The following is a 20,002-nucleotide window of genomic DNA, read 5'->3' as shown; positions in this document are numbered from 1 at the left end:
TGTTGTTTAGTTTTTTTGATTGATTATTTGTTTATAAAAAGCAATATTCTCAAATACAACCTTGTTAATATCAAACTTGGTTTCGACTCTGGTTCTGGATTGTTGCCCAATTTTCAAACAAAATGAATCATCTTTTAGAAGTTCTATAATTCTTTCAGCATACAAATTATGATTTGCAGGATGTACTAAAAAACCACTTTCTTCGTCTATAATAAGCTCTTTTGCCCAGCCAATATTGCTATTCACAACGGCTTTTTGCATTGCCATAGACTCTATGGTAACCATGCCTAAAGTTTCTGCAAAGGTTGGAAAAACACAAACATTTGCTTTTTTAATATAGTTCTGAACTTGATTGTACGGGATTTTGCCTAAATATTCAACATGCTGTACATCGTTATTCTTGAATTGGTTTTGCATAAGCTGCCAGGTAGAATTGGAATCTGTTTTTATATCAGAGGCATCACTGCCAATTAAAACTAATTTTGCCTGAGGGAATTCTTTTCGAACTTTATTGAAAATTTCAGGAAGTTCTAAAACGCCTTTCTTTCTAATTAATGTTCCTACATATAGAATCATTCCTTTATCATAAACCAAAGGAGAATCATTGGTGAAGTTTTTTAATTCTAAACCATAATGAATCGTTTGTATTTCTTTATTTTTTATGCTGAAAAGTTCTTTAGAAACTTCTCCTGCAAAACTTGTTGGTGCAATATATGCCTGTGCTCCCTTTATGGCTAATTTTTCAAACCAGAAATTTTTACGTTTTTGCTTTCTGTTTTCCAAATGACAAAAATAAGCATCACTTCCGTGAAAACGAATTATTAAAGGAATTTTAAAATTCATAAAAGCTGTAATTCCTGTCCAATCCGGTGCTTCAATAATAGCGATGTTCTTTTCCTTAATTTTGTGATTGATAAATTTCTCTATCTTTTTTCGGTTAAAATAAAATTTGAGGAACTTAGCTGTACTATCAGACAAACTGTACATTGTAACATTTTCTTCTTCCAGGATAAATTCTTGTTTTTGTCCGTATACAAAAACCGAAACCTGAACGCCAGACGTTCTAAGCTTTTCAACTAAATTGTAAACACTTGTTCCCAAACCTCCATCGTGCCCAAAAGCTTTATGAGGATAATGAGAAACTATATATGCGACATGCAAATCTGTTACCATATTATTTTATTGAAAGCATTTTTTTGATACTCTTTTTAAGTAGTATTTTTTTCTTTTTTATAAATCTTCTAACACTAAAAGCATAACCTCCAAAGTCACGAAATTCTCCACCTGAAAAATTAATTACTGATTCATTTGAACCAATAACTTTATCCGAATTATTCATTAAAACTGTATTTCTTTTTAAATAAATATCCCGATTATTCTTTTCTGCACCTACTTTCAAATCTTTATTTGAGAAAATAGCAGAAAACAAACCAAAGTCTTTTTGCGCCAAAAACTCTTCATAGTTTAATGGTTTAGAAACTTTAAAAGACTTAAATGACATATTAATTATTAAAGTGTTATTTAAATCTTTTAATTTTAAATAAGATGAATAAATAACGAACGGTGGTAAAAAATAGTCTTTCTTTAAAACATAAATATGTTTAGACGAATCCGCTTCTTCGTTATTGCTGTTAATTTTTACATCAAAATAACTTAAAATATATGCTACAAGTTCGTCGCGGTTTTTTTTTGCTTTTATATCAAAAATTACATCTTCAAGCTTAATTTTATCTTCAAGATGATTGTAATTTATCCATCTTTCAGGATAATAATCTTTATCGTTAAGCTCCTTACTTTTTAAGCCGTCAAAATTTTTTAATGGCCTTATAATTTTCGAATCGCTTTTTTCGCCTAACCAAGCTGTCCACCATGAAAATGTGGAATTACTTATTATAAAATCATCACATAATGAGCCCAGACAAAGCTGTTCTATTCCGCTTAGTCCGTCTCCAAAAAAGGCATTTTTTAAAAACGAAAAGTGAAATTTGCAGTATTTTATATCATCACTTAAAATAATTAAGTTAGAAGATTCCCAATCCGGGAAAAAGCGTTTTAAACTATTTAGATAATACTGTATTGACAATTGAAAATAATCCGGATGATTTACAAAATCGCCTCTTCTGATGGAAAGTAAAATCGTACGTTTTTGAAAAGCCTCAGCATATAAATTTTTAAGTCGGCTGATTATTAAATCAGAAAATTCAAAATAATGTTTCGTTAGCGCTGCGTCAAAATATTTCTCCGTCTGAAGCCAGCCGGAAATATCATAATTCCCGGATTCTAAATTCCATTGATGGTGATGGTATTCTTTTTCTTCAACATTTATAAAATCTGAAAAATCAGTTAAATGCGGTAATTTGTTTTTAAAATACTCCTGAAATTTCCAATCTAAAAAAGCAAAATCCTGATTGTTTGATACACTAAGACCAATAGTAGATGCGATCTGGAAAAGCTGATTTCCCAAATGTCCTTTCTTTCCTATTTTGCTGTATGTTATCATTTTTTGTAATATCCTTTATAGAGAATATCTATTTATTAAAAAAATCTTTTAAAATTATAGCCGTAAACATTCTTGCTCCAGTTTCATTCATATGCCCGCAAGACGAAAAATACTTATTTTCCACAACTGCATTTTCATAGTTATGAATTTCAGGATAGGCTTTTTTAACCTTCTCAAAATAATCCATCCCCTTTACATTTTCGCACATTGGCGTCATAACCGTTATCAAATTAATGTTGTTGGCTTTGCAAATGCTTTTAATTTCTTCGTAATATTTGTTATGAGGCAGTGGATTTAACTTTACTATATTGTTCTTCATGTTTGCATTTTTATGCTTTTGTAATGGATAAAAACCAAGATTATCTAAGGCATTGGTTTTTTTATGAATAGCAGTAAAAATCATCTCCCTGAAACCTATTTTTGAATCGTATTTAATATACCTGTAAAATGGAATATAATATAACTCATTGAAATGTTCTTGTGTCTGAAAATGCTTTTTTATAACATCTGAATTATGAATGTAAGGTAAAAATCTCGAAGCAATTCCCTCAGACTGTTCAATGCCGGAAAGATTTAGATCGGCCTCAAGAATAACATTCTTAATCTCATATTTTCTTTCTATCATCAGTTTTAGCATGAGAGCTGTTTCAAATAAGTGAGAACCACTCATGCCGTAATTAAATGCCTTTAGTCCTTTTTGTTCAAACATTGGAGTTACAAAATGATTGTTTGCTCTTGAGGAACCTAAAATTACAACATCATATTTTCTTCCTTCTGAATTATAAATCTGATCTATCTTTCCTCTGTTTTTACATTGTATGAATAATGCAGAGTATAGTCCGTCTAATACAACTGTTAGTAAAATCGTTATTAAAACAATTTTGGTTATATAAATTAAAAATTGCTTCATTAGAACTGAAAGTATATAAATTCTTTATAATCTGAAAATGTTCCGAATGCTAATATCGCGAGAATTGCAAGGCTTACTCTCAGCATACTTTTATTTCCTGAAAGAGGTTCAACTTTGTTACGATTATTCCATTCTACCAATACAAAGACACCAATCATTATTAACAATTCATAATTATAGCGGTCGTTCTCTAAATATTGAAAACCAAAATCTCTACTGGTAACAATACGTTTTATATATGAAACAGCATCTGTTATCGTTTTAGCCCTAAAAAATATCCAGGCAACGCAAGTTAACATGAATGTATACAAAATGCTCAATATTATTTTTGCAGAATTAAAATTCCACTTTAATACAATCGCATCCATATTGTTTCTGTTACTGTTTGACAAAAGTAGAGGAAGAAAATAAACAGCATTTATAAATCCCCAGGCCACATAGGTCCAATTGGCTCCATGCCAAAAACCACTTACTACAAAAATAATAAAGGTGTTTCTTATTTTCATCCAGATTCCGCCTTTACTTCCGCCTAACGGAATATACAAATAATCACGAAACCATGAGGAAAGCGAGATGTGCCAACGGCGCCAAAACTCGGCAATATCTCGTGAAAAATATGGATAATTAAAGTTTCGCAATAAATCCAAACCAAAAAGCTTAGAAACCCCTAAAGCAATGTCTGAGTACCCTGAAAAATCTCCATAAATTTGAAATGCAAAGTAAATCGCTCCCATTATTAACGAAAACGAATTCATAGAAGTGTAATTATCAAAAATGGCATTGGCATAAGTAGCACAAGTATCAGCAATGACTATTTTCTTTACTAATCCCCAAATAATTTGATAAACTCCCTCTTTTGCTGTTTGAAAATTAAACTCTCTTTTTACTTTTACTTGTGGTAATAAATGAGTTGCCCTTTCGATTGGTCCGGCTACCAGAAGCGGAAAGTAACTTACAAATAAGGAATAATCAACAAAGTTATATTCTGCTTTTATTCGTTTGTAATAAATATCAATTACATAAGATAAGCCGTGAAAAGTGTAGAATGAAATACCTACGGGAAGAATTACATTCAGTAAAATTGGGCTTGCCTTGACTCCAACTGAATTTAATAAATCAGAGAAAGAAGCTGCAAAAAAGTTATAGTACTTAAAAATCCCTAAAAATCCCAAATTGACTATGATACTAAGCCAAAACCAAAATTTTCTATTATTTTCTGATTTTCCTTTTTCAATTTGAATTCCAGTGTAATAATCTAAAAATGTAGAGAAAACTAACAGAAACAGAAATCTCCAATCCCAACAAGAATAGAAATAATAACTGGCAACAATTAATAAAGCATTTTGAGTGCTTTTGGTTTTATTAAAAACAAACCAATACAGAAAAAAAACGATTGGTAAAAAAATAGCAAATGCTATAGAATTAAAAAACATATTATTTATTTATACATTTATCAATTGTTTCCCAAATTGTTAGAGAAGCCTGTGTCGGATTTTTTCCGGCTACTATTTCATACCATTTTTTACCGTCAGGGACATTAGATAACTTTTGATCTAAAATTTGTTTTACCTGATCTTCCAAGTCACGCTTATCTGTACAAAATACTGCTGCCTTTTGACTAGGCATACTTCTAAAATGTACGTATTTATAATTTTGACCTATATCTCTAATGCCTTTTTTTAATTGTGGCTGCTCGTAATTAAAATAAATACACGGTTTGTTATGCGCTATAAAATCAAAAACGGTAGAGGAACATACATTGGTTACAAATTCTGAATGCGCACAAACATTATGCAATAATCCTAAATCTTCTTTTGTTGGCAAAATTTCGTTCCAATTTTTACCGGCAGGTTTCCATAAAGGGTCAAGAACTGTTATAACATCTTTATTGGTATCAATAACAGCATCATATCTTGTGGTTGTATCTACAGGGCATTTACGATAAATAATACCCAGATTTTCTCCTTTTGTGTTTAAGTTTCGTACTGCTTTTGCTAAATCTTCAAGATAAAACTGATCCAGAGGCGACGTTGTTTCATCATCTCCGGAGAAACAAATGTATCTTTTCTCGGTATCTAAATTATTTTCATTGAAAAAAACTTCTTTGCTTTTGAATAAATTGGTATCATAATGTGGTTCAAATTGTGGTGTACCTGTAACAAAAACCTGTGATTCGTTTACAAAGGGATAGTATTTTAAAACTTCTTCTTTCATTAAATCGCTCCAGACAAAATAATAATCGGCTTCGACAACCTGCATGGCTTTGGGCACATTATCCCACGAATACACAAATGCTACTACCGGAATGCCAAGATCTTTGGCTGCCAACAATGCACTTATAGATTGTGTTGCCCTTTGTGTGGTACAAAAAATCAAATCAGGTTTATGCTCTAATAATTGTTCTTTACAATATTGATATTTTGTAGTAGAACGTTCCAGGGCATTGATGCGTTTTCTAATCCTCAAAATTCCTTTTTCTGAAGAATTAAAACCAATCAATAACCTGATATATGTTGTAAGTAAAGTATTTTTTAAACCATTATAACTAAAAGGAAATTTATAGGTTTGATAGACCTTGTCCTTAAATTTTTTCTGAGAAACATTTAGTTCTATATGTTTTCTTACTCTGGAATAAGCAGGTGTTAAGGGATGCGTTTTATGATCTTGAATTTTAACCTCATCATATCCTAACTGATCTTTTAAGGAAAATACAGTATTATTCCAGTAAACTATTTGATAGCCTTTTTCTTCTCCTATTTCCTTAAATTTTGTAAAGGCAAAATTGCGTAATCCTACACCATCAGGAAAAAAAACAAATACTTTTTTACTCATAACCAAAACACTAAGTGGTATTTATTGAAATGTTTGCTAGATTGTATCTAACATTTTTTATTGAACTAATTTTTAATTCTTGCTTACAAAAGGACAAACTGCCATCAAACCTTTTTTTAGAGATTCTATAACGTGTTTATCCGGCAAACTGATATTTTGAGCAAATAAATTTTCTAACTCAACGTCTGAAAACTCACTTGTTTGTATCGATGGATTGTAGAAAGGAATTTGTACCGATTCAAAATAATCCTGATATTTAACATCATCACCAAAAACACCATCTGAAAAAGGTTGCCAAATCGCAGGAATACCGTAAGCATGTGCAATAATTACACCGTGTAAAGAAGATGAAATAATCTTTTCACATTCTAAAAACTCGATAGTTTTAGCTTCAATATTATTGGTCATCATATCGATAATTTTGATATGGTCCTGTTCCTGAAACCAAGTATTAACTAATTTATAATCATTGTAATGAGGTATAATTCCATATTTGTATTTTTTAGCTGTTACAGGATTAAAATAATCTGGTAACAACAAAGCAGGATCTCCATAAACTTGAGGAACATCGTATCCTAATCCTAACAAATGCTTTCGTGTTTGTGGTCCGCGAACTGCTAAAAAAACAGCATTTTTTATTTTAGAATCTCTGCTAATTATTCCGCTCCCCCAAACAATACATTTGTGGTTTACATTGGTTAAAATACTTCCTATGGTTACATAAATTGGCGAAAACCAATCCAGAATAGAAAACTTTTTAGGCCATGCAAAAACAACTTTTTTATTAGAAATTTTTTCAACAAGGTATTTGCCTAAAACGTCTCCGTAGTTTTCTTTAGATTTACCCTGAATTATTTTTTCATTCCACCAAAAAACCCGAATTCTGTTTGAAAAAAGCATCCTTTTTAGACTTTTTTGTTTTTTAGTTTATCTCTCTGAACTTGCTCTATTGGCAATATATCAGTTGATTTAAAAGTTAGCGCTTGGTAAACAGCATCTAAATCACGAGATAATTTACGTAAACCCATTGGTTCTAAAGATGCAGCATGATCTGTTCCTTTCCAGGTTCTGTCAATAGTATAATGTCTTTCGATAATGTTGGCGCCTAAAGTATAGGCTGCGATATCAACGGCAATTCCTAAGTGATGACCAGAGAAACCAATGTGTTTTACCTGATCTCCGTATTTTTGTTTCAATAAATTGATATCTAACAAACAAACATCTTCAAATGGAACTGGATATCCTGAAGTGCAATTGTATAATACTAAATCTTTATTTCTTCCTTTTTCAGTGAAATAGTTTACTAAGATATCCGTTTCGTTTTTAGTGGTCATTCCTGTAGAAATATGAATTTCTCCCGAATAATTATCACATAACCAACCCAGCATATCAAAATTATTATTACATGCTGATGGAATTTTAATGAATTCCGGATTTAATGATGTAATTTCTTTTGCTGATGTAGTATCCCAAACCGATGTAGAATAAGTAATACCAATTTCTTCGCAATATTCTTTTAATTCTTGATGCTGATTGACATCAAATTCTAAAAATTCTCTATGTTCTCCATAAGAATTTCCGTAAGAATTTAAAGCATTTGGGTGTGGAGCGTGGTATTGTTCCTCCGTCAATAACTCTTTGTTATTACGTTTTTGAAATTTAACTGCATCTGCATTTCCAAAAATCTTAGCAATTTTAATTAATTCCTTTGCTATTGACATTTCGCCTTTATGATTACAACCAATTTCAGCAATCACATAAGGTTTTTTATATTCCTTCATAACGTTTATTATACTTTATTAAAATTTCACAAGTTTCTCTTATTGCTCCTGATGCAGATGCATGAGTAAGAATATAATCTACATTTTCTTTAACTGTATTTGTTGCATTTGACGGCGCAAAAGACCATCCTACGCTGCAAATATTAGCCAAATCATTTACATCATCTCCTACGTACGCAACCGCGCCAAAACTACTATTTCTATCTAAAAGAAAATGCGTTAAAAAGGAAAATTTGTCTTTTACCCCTAAAAAAGTGTCTTTTATCTGCAATTTCTTCATCCTTTGAGCAACTAAGTCAGAATTTTCTGAAGTTAAAGCAATTACCTGAATGTTATTTTGCCTTATAATTTCTAATCCCATGCCATCACGCATATCAAATCTTTTAGCCATTTCACCATCTGCATTATAATAAACGCTACCATCTGTAAAAACACCATCGACATCTAATATTAAATATTCAATTTTTTGGTGAATTTTGTTTTTTTTCTGACGTTCGGCCAATAAATTTTCAACAATCTGCCAATCTGATGCACTATCAATTTCAACAAGAGATTCTTCAGGCATTTTTACCAAACCAATCGAACCGCTAACTCTATTTTTTGAGTTTTGAAAAGCTTCTTTTGTCGTAGTATATACAGCACCATTTTCTATCAACAATCCATCAAAATCCTGACGTCTTGGTCTTTTAAAAACATCGTAGTTTTGAGGCGTTCCATCAGAATTCCAAATAAAACGATGTGTATTTACAACTGTTAAGGCTGAATCTTTTTTATTTTCTATTATTTCGTTTAATGTTCTATTAATATCTTCTGCATTTGTCATTGGCGAAGTTGCCTGCAAGAGACACATTATATCGAAATCATAATTGGTAATATTGGCAAATTCTAACATAACACTTTCTGTTGATGCGGTATCAGAAGCATTTTCATCATTACGCAAAAGTGCCTTTACTTTTGGCGACCAATGATATTCTTTATTACAGTAATCTATAATTTCCTGATCATCTGTAAAAATATAAACTTCATCTAAATTTGAAAAAATAGCTTCTGTAAGAACCCATGAAAATAGCGGACGTCCTAACATTTTTTTCTTGTTTTTTCCCGGAATTCCTTTCGAATTTTTACGAAGCGGAATGATGGCTATTGTTTTCATACGTAATGTTTAAAATGCACTCAAAAGTAACTTTTAAAGTTAAAATAAGTGCTATGTAGTAATAAATTTTATGCTTTTTGAAATATTTATAATTGAGAAAAATAAACTTAATAATTATTATCAAATGATTAAAACTGCTTTTATTTCAGACAGTATTATAATCCGAAAATCAAATAAAATCATCCTGAAATATAAGATCCAACTCTGTTTTTATTAATAATTTTGACAATAATTGTTGAAATTCCCACACATAAAAAAACTGTAATTGGAATTCCTATTATTGGATTAATAAATGTTGCCTTTATACTCAAATAATCTAATAGCCATAAAACCAAGACATGTATTAAGTAAATTCCATAACTAAATTGGCTAATTTGATTGAAAACAACATTTGTTTTTCGATTGAAAAAATTTGATAATCTAAAAAACATAAAAATTCCAATTGAAGCAAAAAGTATATTAAAACTAAAAAAATCATACAATGATATGTCTATTTGGTTTTTTGAAACTGAAAGCCAATAGGTAGCAAAAAAAGTAATAAACGAACCTAAAATGAAAAATAATACAGATATCATTTTCCACTTTTCAATATTTTTAATTTCAATTACAGATAAATAATATCCTAATATTAAATAACCTGCATACCCTGAAAAATAATATAAATCAATGCTAATTTTATAATTTTCGAAATGTAGATTTTTTAAACAAAAGTGTTAGAAACCATAACAATAAAAAATAAGGAATTTCATTTTTCTTTGCCCTAACAATCCAGGCATTTAGGATTGGAATAATTAATATTAATCCAAAAAGCATATAGACATACCATAAATGATAGGCACTTCCAAAATATAGTGATCGAATTAGTTTTTTAAGTATCTCAAAAAAATGTGTTTTTTGATAATTGTTAGGCTTTATAAATATGGAATACAAAACATAACAAATACTCCAGAATAAAAATGGAAAACCAATTCTAAGAAAGCGCTTTTTGAAAAAAGTCCCAATTTCATAATCCTTATTGAGCAATAAAGCGCCTGAAATCATTACAAATATAGGAACACAAAATCGGGCTATTGAGTCGTAAAAATTAGCCACATGCCATGACTCGCTTGGTAATTCGCTAAATTTAGTAACTAATGGCGAAGCTGTGTGTACAAAAACAACTGCAAAAACTGCAATGACACGCAAATTTGATATCCATAAAAAATTTTCTTTTATATCCAAAATTTAAAATTTAATGATTTTTTTCTGTAAATAGAAATATTGGTTACAAAGATATATTTGGTGTAAATATTCATGAAACGGAATTTTGTCAAACTTAACAGATACTTTTTTTACTTGATATAAAATGGTTATAAAATCTAGGCTCAACTGTTCATATCAAAAACTTTTTTCCAAAAAAAGTTATCCAAAATGTTTACGCAAAAATTTAAAATTTTGAGAAATAATGACATTTGCATCTTTTACATTCTTTACAATTATATATTATTTAGATTTAAATATCCTAAATCGCCCTCATCGAAATTTTCAAATTGGTTCTATTTAAAAGATGAGGCTAACTGTATTTTACTCATTAAGATTATTGTATGTATGTATAATTGTTTTTCTTATATGATAAAAGTCAAGACTTTTAATTAGTTCTGAATTAGAATAATCCACAGTATTTTTAACCAAAGTTTCTAATCCTAATTTTATTGTGTTTTTAATTTCAAAAATATCTTCACAATTTTCAATCAGCATTCCGTTTACACCATGATTTATAATTTCGGCTGTTGCGCCACCCGGATTCGACTGAATAGGAAAAACTTCCATGCAAATAGCTTCTAATAATGTATTCGGAATTCCGTCTGAATTACTATTACCAATATAAATAACAGATTGCCCCATAAGTTCAATAACTTCCTGATGAGTCATTTTTCCAATTATTTGAAAGTTGCTCCAAGCTTTTAAAAGTGATTTGTTTACGTATTGTAAAGTGTCATTATCGGCTCCAAAAACTACAATTGTATAATCAGAAAGTTCTTTTTTTAGAAGCTCGATAGACTTTAAAACTGAAATAGCCCTGCCCGATCTTCCTTGAAAACCTTTAATTAAAATAATATTTCTTTCATTTTTAGGCAATTTATATTTTTGCATCTCTGCTAAATCGAACCCTCCGCCACCAGGAAAAACACCTAGAAAATCTTTTGAGAACCCATGCTTTTTAGCAATTTCATAGTCTCTTGTACAATCTGTAAACAAATAATCTATTCGTGGTAAAACCCGCTTTATATCTTTCAAATATTTTGGATCATTTTGAAAATAAAATAAATCACTTCCCCATGAAGAATAGATCCATTTTTGATTTGAATGTTTCTCCATGACCGAAATAATGGGTGTACATGACAAATACAAAGCAAAACTATGAACAACATCGGGTTTAATTTCGTTCAGATATTGCTCGAAAACAAGTGCTGTTTTGTGCTCATTAAAAGACTGCAAAAAATGATACACTTTCGGCAAACTTTTTTTAATAAATGATCTTCCCGGATAATTCCATTTTAACTTCCATCCTACTTTTTGAGATACCCAATTTAACCTTTGTGATTTCTCATTCATTCCTGTAATATCAAACCAATATACTTCGTGGCCAGAATTCTCAAGTTGGCTTGTCCATCTAAAAAAATGGAGTGACGGAATTGAAACCATTAATATTTTCATTATTGAAAATAAATTTTAAGATGAATTAAGTTTTGATTTTGATCGAATGAATATTGGTATGGCAAATTTTTGTAATGCTTCACGATTTCTTCCAAAATAAGATCATTTACATTTTTCATTGATACAAATTTCAGGTGTTTTTTTCCTAAAGCTTTTTTGATAAGTTGTTTTCTCTTTTTGATATCAAATGCATCTTTGACAGTTATAGAAATTACTTTGTTTTCAAAATTGTTCCATTGTGCTAATAATGCATTTATTTTTGAAATTTCCGGTTCAATCTCAATCTCAAGATCCGGTTTGCTTTCTAATTTAGAATACTTTTTTTTGTCAGCTAAAACTCCCCATTCATTATTTAGGTTTGCTTTTATTTGCTTGCTTATTTGGGCAATCTGAATATAGGAATGATTTATTCTTTCTAATTTAAAATGATAAGGATCTGTGCTTAAATTTGTTCGATACGTTTTGGGATGCCATTGATGTTTTAAAAGAATTTCTTTTTCATAAAATTCAATCTCAATTCCCAGATTATGCAATCGAATATGCACATCTGTATCTTCGGCTCCCCAGCCATGATAAAACTCATTATAGCCGTTAATTTCCTTCAATAAATGAGTAGGATATAATGTCATTCCGGTAGCTTCTTTTTTTGAAGTAAAGCTAACCGCTGCATGATCAAAATCTTTCTGGAGCAACGTTTCTTTTTCACTTAAAAAACCAACTTGAAAATATGTTACTTTATTTTCGTTTTTAAGTTCATGCAATTTGCTGATGAAATCAGAATGAAAAAGCATGTCTATATCTCCAACAAAAAAATAAGGCGTTTTGCATTGCTGCAAAACAATATTAATGGCTCTGCATTTATTCCATAATTGTCCGGAAACCGGGCAATTTATATAATTGATTTTTGGATACTTTAATAGCAATTGTTCTAAATGAACTACATAATCATTATTTGATCCATAATCCACAAAAAACAATTCAAAATTATCATTGGACTGATTTTCTAGTGAATCAAGACAGTTTTTTACCGTTTGTAAATCACGATTACGATTGGTCAGGACTATTGTTGCCATTTAGAATTGATTTTTTTTCGTAATGTGATTTTTGTAGTAAATAAACGTATTTCATAAATTAATCGCTTGAAATACTCTTTTGGTAATTGAAAACCTATTTTATAAAAAAATGAAAATATAATTTTTATAAGCGAACTATATTTTAATCCATGCAATTGATAATGAGCAATAGTTTCAATTTTCCAACGAGTTAACGAGCCTTTTTCATCTCTTTTAATAAAATAAAAAAAGGTTTCATTAAAGTCCATTATTTTAAGACCACTTTTGATGACACGATCTGACCATTCTTTATCCTCACTCGCTATAAGTATTTGATTAAATTTATATTTCTCCCATACTTTTTTATTGATCATTGCGCACGCAGCCATCAAACCATAGTTTAAACCATCTTTTATTTCGAAGTTATTTTCGAAAGCCCTTGTGTAATTTGAATATGAATTGATATATCGAAGTGCCGCCAATGAAGGATTTGAAATAAACATTTTTTTTGAATTTTTAAAAAATGATTCTCCAACTGGAACGGCATGAGAACTTAAAAGTAATACTAAATCATTTTTGGCACTTTCAATCCCTAAATTAATTGCTTTACCGTAAGTAAACTTTTCAATAGGTACGATTTTACAATTAAACTTTTTAGCAATTTCAACACTTTGATCTGTAGAATTATTATCTACCACAATAATTTCATCAATATCTTCAAAATAAACCTTATGCAGAATACTTAAAACAGATTCTAAGGCTTTTGCTTCATTTTTGTTTCTTATTACTATAGAAATCATTAATTTTTAATTGATTGAGCTAAAGCAGTTATACATTTTTTCAAAATCTTAATATTGAAATTTTTAAAATCAAGCTTTTTAATTGCTTCTAAATAATTCCTTCTGCGTATTAATTGAAAAACATCATATTCTATCCAAGAACCTTCCCAAAGATGAATTGCAATTGTTTCTTTAGTTGCGAACTTTTCAAAATCTTTTTGAAAAGGTTTGTTGATATCAAAAGCCAAAGGATAAAAATATTCAGGAGGATAAACTACTAATTCTTTAGCCCTTACGATCTTGCTAAAATCTGTCTTAACCGTTTCAGTAAAAGTCTCAAAACCTCTTGTTAGGATTCTTGGAATTGCAAGTCTCAGTTGCCAATCCATCGGACTTTCATCTTCATAATACTTTAAACATATTTTTATATACTCACTTTTTTTAATGCCTCCAAAAATTCCTGCACTTACTAATTCATTATCCTGAGCTCCAATAAAAAAAACATCATCTAGTAATGCATCAAAATTTTTCATTAAAAACATATCTGTATCCAAGTAAATTCCTCCGTAATCATAAACTGCTTTGAGTCTCACATAATCGGCTACAAAGGCAAATTTCTTTTTCTCGTAAGCAAATTTTACAAATGGATGATTCATATCAGAATTCTTTTCATTCCAAAGTATAAACTCATAATCAGGCAGGTGTTTTTTCCATGATTCAAAGCAAATGCTTTGAATATTAGAATACTCATTATCACCAAACCAACAATAATGTATAATCTTAGATATTTTTTGCATATATGAGAACTAATTATTTAAAAAAGGCGTATCCTTTGCCAAATATTATAAAAGAAAAATAACCTATTATACCCTTAAAAAGAGATTTAAAATCTCGCAGTTCAATATTTTTTACTATCATTTTATACATTAGGATTCTTCCTTTTTTACTATCATTAATAAGACAGTCTCTAAGAACAGTTTTATATCTATCTCTGGTAAATTTAGTACAGATTGAAATATCAACTAACTTATTTCCTCTAACAATTTTCAATTGCTTTTCTCTAGCATAAATTTCTGAGTTGATTTCAAGTACATCGAGTTTATAAATTTGATTTGAAAGTGAATTAGTGTTTATAATATAGTTAATCAAAATTTCGTCAATGAATTTCATTTTAGGTTTCTGATATAGCATTCTTAAATTAAAATCCCAATCATCTAAAAATCTAATTTTTTCATCAAATAATTCTTTTTGATTATTCAAAAAAAGCTTATTCCATAAAGGCCCTGAAACATAAAAACTTACTAATCCTGTATAATAATCCTGTATAAGGTTTTGCGTAAAAATTCTATTATAGCCAAGCACTTCATTAGTATTGGAATCAATTTTAACTAATTTGGCAACTATAACATCTAAATCAGGGTGAATCACTTTAACAAAACGCTCTAAGGCGGTTTCAATATAAATGTCATCGCTGTCAAACCAGTTTATCCATGTTCCTTTACTCATTTCAAATCCAATATTTCGGCAAGAATTTGGTCCTTTTATTCTATCCGTAGGTCTTTTGAAATATTTAAATCTCGAATCCCTTTTACTATATTTATTTATTACTTCCTCCGTATTATCCATTGATCCATCATCAACAATTATACACTCCCAATCTGTAAATGTCTGTGCAATGATACTGTCAAGCGTTTTATCAATTAGATGCGCTCGATTATAAGTAGGGATGATGATTGAAATTAAGGGATCCATTATAAAGAAAAATTTTTGAAATATTTTTCAAATTTATAACTTCCTCTTTTTGCAAGAATAAAAAAACATGAACTTATCCAAAACTTCACAGCTAACTTTTTATTTATTAAAAAGAGTTGAGGAGTTGAATTTTTAACAATAAACCTGCAATTTTCAAAATGTTTCTGTTCTAAGCTCCTGTAAAAAAAATCTACCAAATTAAAATAATAGCTTTTTATAAGCTCTGAATCATGTAATTCAATACTTTTTTTTAAATTTTCTATTGCAATTATAGCTTGAGACTCTTTATATGATTTTACATAACTATTATTCCGATAAGTTTTAGTACCTAAATGTTGTCTATATAAAAACAATGGAATATTTGTAATCAAATATTTTTTTTCAGGTAATTTATAAAATAATCTCGAAAAAAGTTCTGTTTCCTGTCCTCTCGAAATCTTTAGACTAAAAAGTTCTTTATCATTTAAAAAGCTCTTTCTAAACATTATAGAGTTTGTAATAATATGTAACTTCCATAGAACATAGTCTTTAAATAAAAACGAATAACTTTTAAGATCTATAACTTTTATTTTGTTTAAATTATCATCTACATATACTCCAGAACAAATAACTAAATCAATCTCACTTGTAAACAGTTTTATTTTTTCTTCAAGAAAATTATTTAACATTATATCGTCGTCATCGAACCAATTAATATATTCTCCTCTACTTAACTCAAATCCATAATTTCGACAACTATTTGCCCCTTTTTGTTTTTCGTTAGGCCTGTGGTAGTATTTAAAGCGATTATCTTTTTTTACATATTCATTAATTACTATTTCAGTATCATCTGTAGAACCATCATCAATTATAATGCATTCCCAATTTTTATAGGTTTGTTCAAGAACACTAGTAAGAGTTTCTCTTATTAAATTTGCCCGATTGTATGTAGGGATAATTATTGATATTAGTTGATTACTCATCTAATAAGTTTTTAAATAGATTATTCCAAAGAGGAGTTGTAGTGTTTGGAAATAATATCGATTTAATAATGGCACTATTATTATTATTTTCCGTTGATTTTAAAAGTTTTTCAATTGCAGGTACCAAATCTGAAAAATCATCAATCTCTGAAAAAATAACCTCTTTTCGTCTTAAAAGACCATAAGGAAGCCAACTTCCCGCAATGACCTTATTTCCTGCATATAAAACTTCTGTCATAGTCCCACTTAAAGCATCACTTATTGGCATTTGAATCATTATGTCTGTAGCTAATCTCAAAAGAGCTATTTCATTAGAATCAAAATAATCTAAAATCAAAGTAATTTCAATATTTTCAATTTTTATTGCTTTTAGTTTGTTTATATATTTTTCATCTCTTCCATAAGCTAAAGGTAAAACTACCGTAATTTCTTTTTTTATTGAATTGGATATCTTATTTAACTCTTCCAGAACTTTAATATGATTATTTTCTTTAAAAGCATTGTGAGAGATAACAATAACTTTTCTATCAACAGGAATTTTATATTTTATTTTAAAATCTTCAATTACTTTGAAATCCAACTTATATTTATCTATTGACTCATAAATTTTTGTACTGATGGTAAAAGGTAGGTATTGCGTCTTTTGAGTTAAATTCCTGCCGTATTTGCAAAATAAAACTTCAGCTAATTCTCTAGTTTGAACTGTAACTATACTAGCTTTTTCAAGCGCTAACTGCACATAAAAAACATTGGAAGGTCCTGTTGCTCTTAACAAATCAGATCCCCAAAAACTGCAAATAGATTTTGAATTTTTTGATAAAAAGTATAGATACTTTAAGTTTTCAGGTGTACAAAAGTGAAAATGAAAAATTTGATAATTTTTGGGTTGAATATAATTTTCAACGATATATTTTGTTCTTGTATATTCCTTAATTAAATCAAAGAATTTCTTAATAGTTAATCCTTGTGAAAGTTCGAAAAATACTATTTTCCAGAAGAAGTTCGAAAAAAGTAATTGAAACATTTTTTTCAATAAAAGTATTTTATGGATTTTTACTTTTTTAAAATCGAAATAATTACCGTACTGAAAATTTGAAGATAAATTTTTTCCTTGTGAAATATCAACATAACCATCAATATCAATAGATAACGAAGGATTGTCAATAGATAAATTTTCATATAGTTGATTAAGAAAATTAGATTGACCTATGCCTAACACAAGTATTTTATTATCCTTCATAATTAAATAAACTCTCCAGGTATTATTGCTGCATGCCCTTTCCTATTTGTAATACCAGTTTTCCAAATATCTCCTGGTAAAACATCAACATCTATAACTTTTTCAATAACATCAATAAAATTATTGCTGTGTGTGTCAGTTTCAGAAAGCATAATTCTCAAAGAATATGATGCAGCTCTTAAATAAAGATTAGGAATTTGTAAATAAAAATAATCTTGATTTTCTAAATTATGAAAAGAATGATTCATTTCATCGTTAATAAAAGACAAAATAAAACTTTCATTTTCATCTTGAAAATTTATTGCTACCTTCATTTTTTTATAGTCAATTTCTATATATTTAACAAACGTAACTTTAATTATGAGCATTTCACCAGAAATAACCTCATTTAATTCTTGAAAATTCTTATTTAAAAGTTGAACAGATTTAACTTTTAGTTTTCCGCTACCAAGTCTATCATTTCTATCAATTAAATTAATTTCGCTTCTGCTTTCTGCTCTTTTTAGATAAAAGTCAACTGATTCATTTTGATCACCTTCAAAAACTACCTTTCCATGTTCTAAAACAATTCCTCTGGTACATAAACTTTTTACTGCAGCCATATTGTGACTAACGAATAATACAGTTCTTCCTTCTCCTTTAGAAATATCCTGCATTTTGCCAATTGCTTTTTTCTGAAATTCAGCATCACCTACTGCTAATACCTCATCAACGACTAAAATTTCAGGTTCCAGAAATGCAGCTACAGCAAAAGCTAAACGTACAGTCATTCCGCTGCTATATCTTTTTACTGGAGTATCTATATAACGTTCACATCCTGAAAATTCAATAATATCATTAATTTTTAACTTTATTTCTTTTTTAGTCATTCCTAAAATAGCCCCATTTAAAAAGATATTTTCACGACCTGTCATTTCACTATTAAAACCAGTTCCTACCTCAAGAAGCGAAGCAATACGACCACGTGACTTTATAGATCCAATAGTAGGGGCAGTTACCTTTGAGAGTATTTTTAGTAATGTAGATTTTCCTGCTCCGTTTTTTCCAATTATACCTAAAACATCTCCACGTTCTACTTCAAAATTAATATCCTGCAAAGCCCATACATAGTCAGAATTCCCTTTAGTCGAGCGATCATTACTATCACCAATTTTTAAATATGGATTTTCTTTCCCTCTAATTTCATGCCACCATCTGTTTAAATCGTGACTTAATGTTCCTGTTCCTACTTGTCCTAAACGATATTGTTTAGACACGTTTTCAGCTTTTAAAATTATATCTTTTTCCAATTATATATAATGAATTGTAGATTTCATAAAATCTTTTTTTAATAAAAATTAATTACACAGTATCTATAAAACTCTTTTCAGTTTTATTAAAAACTAGAAGACCTATTAAAAACACGGCAATTGTAACCCCTAAAGTATAAATTAATCCCAAAATAGAAATTCCTCCAACATTTAAAAGCATATATCGAGCTGTTTGAATAATATAAGCTAATGGATTATACTCGACAAGCCAACCATAGTTTGGTAATTTTTCTTTTATCAATTCCATTGGATACATTACTGCTGATAAATACATTAGTAATTGTATACCAAAGCCTACTAAATAGCTAAAATCTCTATATTTCGTAACCATAGAGGAAATAAGCATTCCAAGTCCCAATCCTAAAACTCCCATTATTAAAATTAAAATAGGAAAAAATAATATCAATCCATTTAAACTTAAATCTGCACCTTGAAAATAATATAAAATATAAAATATAATAAAAATTAAAAATTGAATACCAAATTTAATCAAATTCGATATTACAACTGATAAAGGAGTAATAATCCTCGGAAAATAGACTTTCCCAAATATGTTTGCATTGGCTTTAAAAGTATCAGACGTTCCGTTTAAACATGCTGTAAAATAATTCCAAACTGTTATTCCTGCCAAATTAAATAAAAATGGGGGGACTGTTCCTGTATTGATTCCTGCAACGTTATTAAATATTATCGTAAAAGTTATGGAGGTAAATAAAGGCTGAATTAAGTACCAAAGCGGTCCTAGAACCGTTTGTTTATAAACTGTTATAACATCACGTTTTACAAATAAGAATAGTAAGTCGCGATATTGCCAAACTTCTTTAAGATTAAGAGTAAAGAATTTATTTTTGGGTGTTATTTCAAACAGCCAGTCATTGGAATTTTTAGTAGTATTCATTTTGTTTTTTTCATTACAATTTGGGGCTGTAATAATTTATGCGTCAAAATTAGAAATAAAGGACAATTTTCCTAAGTGTTTATAAATTATTATTACAAAATCTTTTTTTGATTACTAAATTAACAGGATTTTTACC

At 29.1% G+C, this 20,002-nt stretch carries 19 protein-coding genes; all 19 read right to left on the bottom strand.

What is annotated here, in order from left to right:
* Positions 1-6: 6 nt before the first annotated feature.
* The gene (locus EV143_RS10165; RefSeq protein WP_243739835.1) at positions 7-1,173 is read right to left on the bottom strand and encodes a glycosyltransferase family 4 protein; all 1,167 of its coding nucleotides are present in this window, start codon (positions 1,171-1,173) and stop codon (positions 7-9) included.
* 1 nt (position 1,174) lies between these two features.
* Entirely contained in the window at positions 1,175-2,500 is a 1,326-nt protein-coding gene (locus EV143_RS10160; protein WP_133507829.1) for an alpha-1,2-fucosyltransferase, read from the bottom strand.
* Between the two features lie 28 nt (positions 2,501-2,528).
* Entirely contained in the window at positions 2,529-3,410 is an 882-nt protein-coding gene (locus tag EV143_RS10155; RefSeq protein ID WP_133507828.1) for a hypothetical protein, read from the bottom strand.
* Positions 3,410-4,843 carry an MBOAT family O-acyltransferase gene (locus EV143_RS10150; RefSeq protein WP_133507827.1) on the bottom strand — a complete coding sequence of 478 codons (1,434 nt, stop codon included), beginning with the start codon at positions 4,841-4,843 and terminating at the stop codon, positions 3,410-3,412. The genes EV143_RS10155 and EV143_RS10150 overlap by 1 nt, the downstream gene beginning before the upstream one ends.
* Position 4,844: 1 nt before the next feature.
* Positions 4,845-6,242: a glycosyltransferase family protein gene (locus EV143_RS10145; protein ID WP_133507826.1), complete on the bottom strand. Its 1,398-nt coding sequence runs from the start codon at positions 6,240-6,242 to the stop codon at positions 4,845-4,847.
* A gap of 72 nt (positions 6,243-6,314) precedes the next feature.
* Complete coding sequence (locus EV143_RS10140) at positions 6,315-7,142, bottom strand: polysaccharide pyruvyl transferase family protein (RefSeq protein WP_133507825.1); 828 nt, start codon at positions 7,140-7,142, stop codon at positions 6,315-6,317.
* 5 nt (positions 7,143-7,147) lie between these two features.
* Positions 7,148-8,023, bottom strand: a complete 876-nt coding sequence (locus EV143_RS10135; protein WP_133507824.1) for an N-acetylneuraminate synthase family protein — start codon at positions 8,021-8,023, stop codon at positions 7,148-7,150.
* Positions 8,010-9,176: an acylneuraminate cytidylyltransferase gene (locus EV143_RS10130; protein WP_133507823.1), complete on the bottom strand. Its 1,167-nt coding sequence runs from the start codon at positions 9,174-9,176 to the stop codon at positions 8,010-8,012. Before EV143_RS10130 ends, EV143_RS10135 begins: the two co-directional genes overlap by 14 nt.
* Positions 9,177-9,355: 179 nt before the next feature.
* Positions 9,356-9,844, bottom strand: coding sequence for an acyltransferase (locus EV143_RS21995; RefSeq protein ID WP_410503702.1), 489 nt, complete (start codon positions 9,842-9,844; stop codon positions 9,356-9,358).
* A 7-nt stretch (positions 9,845-9,851) separates the two neighbouring features.
* Positions 9,852-10,397, bottom strand: coding sequence for an acyltransferase (locus EV143_RS10120; protein WP_166638134.1), 546 nt, complete (start codon positions 10,395-10,397; stop codon positions 9,852-9,854).
* Positions 10,398-10,739: 342 nt separating this feature from the next.
* Complete coding sequence (locus EV143_RS10115) at positions 10,740-11,873, bottom strand: glycosyltransferase (protein WP_133507821.1); 1,134 nt, start codon at positions 11,871-11,873, stop codon at positions 10,740-10,742.
* Positions 11,873-12,946 (bottom strand): glycosyltransferase family 2 protein, encoded by a 1,074-nt coding sequence (locus EV143_RS10110; RefSeq protein WP_133507820.1) that lies wholly within the window; start codon positions 12,944-12,946, stop codon positions 11,873-11,875. Before EV143_RS10110 ends, EV143_RS10115 begins: the two co-directional genes overlap by 1 nt.
* Complete coding sequence (locus EV143_RS10105) at positions 12,934-13,725, bottom strand: glycosyltransferase family 2 protein (protein WP_133507819.1); 792 nt, start codon at positions 13,723-13,725, stop codon at positions 12,934-12,936. Before EV143_RS10105 ends, EV143_RS10110 begins: the two co-directional genes overlap by 13 nt.
* Entirely contained in the window at positions 13,725-14,501 is a 777-nt protein-coding gene (locus tag EV143_RS10100; RefSeq protein ID WP_133507818.1) for a glycosyltransferase, read from the bottom strand. The genes EV143_RS10105 and EV143_RS10100 overlap by 1 nt, the downstream gene beginning before the upstream one ends.
* A gap of 13 nt (positions 14,502-14,514) precedes the next feature.
* Positions 14,515-15,456, bottom strand: a complete 942-nt coding sequence (locus EV143_RS10095; RefSeq protein WP_133507817.1) for a glycosyltransferase family 2 protein — start codon at positions 15,454-15,456, stop codon at positions 14,515-14,517.
* Positions 15,456-16,418 carry a glycosyltransferase family 2 protein gene (locus EV143_RS10090; RefSeq protein WP_133507816.1) on the bottom strand — a complete coding sequence of 321 codons (963 nt, stop codon included), beginning with the start codon at positions 16,416-16,418 and terminating at the stop codon, positions 15,456-15,458. The genes EV143_RS10095 and EV143_RS10090 overlap by 1 nt, the downstream gene beginning before the upstream one ends.
* A complete protein-coding gene (locus EV143_RS10085) occupies positions 16,411-17,658 on the bottom strand; it encodes a glycosyltransferase family protein (protein WP_133507815.1) in 1,248 nt (415 codons plus the stop codon). Before EV143_RS10085 ends, EV143_RS10090 begins: the two co-directional genes overlap by 8 nt.
* Positions 17,659-17,660: 2 nt before the next feature.
* The gene (locus EV143_RS10080; protein ID WP_133507814.1) at positions 17,661-18,947 is read right to left on the bottom strand and encodes an ABC transporter ATP-binding protein; all 1,287 of its coding nucleotides are present in this window, start codon (positions 18,945-18,947) and stop codon (positions 17,661-17,663) included.
* 52 nt (positions 18,948-18,999) lie between these two features.
* Positions 19,000-19,866, bottom strand: coding sequence for an ABC transporter permease (locus EV143_RS10075; protein WP_133507813.1), 867 nt, complete (start codon positions 19,864-19,866; stop codon positions 19,000-19,002).
* Positions 19,867-20,002: the final 136 nt, after the last annotated feature.

Source organism: Flavobacterium chryseum (genome assembly GCF_004362015.1).
Taxonomy (GTDB): Bacteria; Bacteroidota; Bacteroidia; order Flavobacteriales; family Flavobacteriaceae; genus Flavobacterium.
The sequence above is the reverse complement of the archived record's forward strand: the minus strand, read 5'-3'. Positions and strand labels throughout refer to the sequence as shown.

What these genes read in the sequence shown, in the direction of transcription:
- EV143_RS10160 (WP_133507829.1), bottom strand. Translation starts at nt 2,500, where the DNA reads ATGATAACATACAGCAAAATAGGAAAGAAAGGACATTTGGGAAATCAG.
- EV143_RS10095 (WP_133507817.1), bottom strand. Translation starts at nt 15,456, where the DNA reads ATGGATCCCTTAATTTCAATCATCATCCCTACTTATAATCGAGCGCAT.
- EV143_RS10165 (WP_243739835.1), bottom strand. Translation starts at nt 1,173, where the DNA reads ATGGTAACAGATTTGCATGTCGCATATATAGTTTCTCATTATCCTCAT.
- EV143_RS10105 (WP_133507819.1), bottom strand. Translation starts at nt 13,725, where the DNA reads ATGATTTCTATAGTAATAAGAAACAAAAATGAAGCAAAAGCCTTAGAA.
- EV143_RS10145 (WP_133507826.1), bottom strand. Translation starts at nt 6,242, where the DNA reads ATGAGTAAAAAAGTATTTGTTTTTTTTCCTGATGGTGTAGGATTACGC.
- EV143_RS10085 (WP_133507815.1), bottom strand. Translation starts at nt 17,658, where the DNA reads ATGAAGGATAATAAAATACTTGTGTTAGGCATAGGTCAATCTAATTTT.
- EV143_RS10115 (WP_133507821.1), bottom strand. Translation starts at nt 11,873, where the DNA reads ATGAAAATATTAATGGTTTCAATTCCGTCACTCCATTTTTTTAGATGG.
- EV143_RS10100 (WP_133507818.1), bottom strand. Translation starts at nt 14,501, where the DNA reads ATGCAAAAAATATCTAAGATTATACATTATTGTTGGTTTGGTGATAAT.
- EV143_RS10090 (WP_133507816.1), bottom strand. Translation starts at nt 16,418, where the DNA reads ATGAGTAATCAACTAATATCAATAATTATCCCTACATACAATCGGGCA.
- EV143_RS10110 (WP_133507820.1), bottom strand. Translation starts at nt 12,946, where the DNA reads ATGGCAACAATAGTCCTGACCAATCGTAATCGTGATTTACAAACGGTA.
- EV143_RS10140 (WP_133507825.1), bottom strand. Translation starts at nt 7,142, where the DNA reads ATGCTTTTTTCAAACAGAATTCGGGTTTTTTGGTGGAATGAAAAAATA.
- EV143_RS10075 (WP_133507813.1), bottom strand. Translation starts at nt 19,866, where the DNA reads ATGAATACTACTAAAAATTCCAATGACTGGCTGTTTGAAATAACACCC.
- EV143_RS10150 (WP_133507827.1), bottom strand. Translation starts at nt 4,843, where the DNA reads ATGTTTTTTAATTCTATAGCATTTGCTATTTTTTTACCAATCGTTTTT.
- EV143_RS10155 (WP_133507828.1), bottom strand. Translation starts at nt 3,410, where the DNA reads ATGAAGCAATTTTTAATTTATATAACCAAAATTGTTTTAATAACGATT.
- EV143_RS10135 (WP_133507824.1), bottom strand. Translation starts at nt 8,023, where the DNA reads ATGAAGGAATATAAAAAACCTTATGTGATTGCTGAAATTGGTTGTAAT.
- EV143_RS10130 (WP_133507823.1), bottom strand. Translation starts at nt 9,176, where the DNA reads ATGAAAACAATAGCCATCATTCCGCTTCGTAAAAATTCGAAAGGAATT.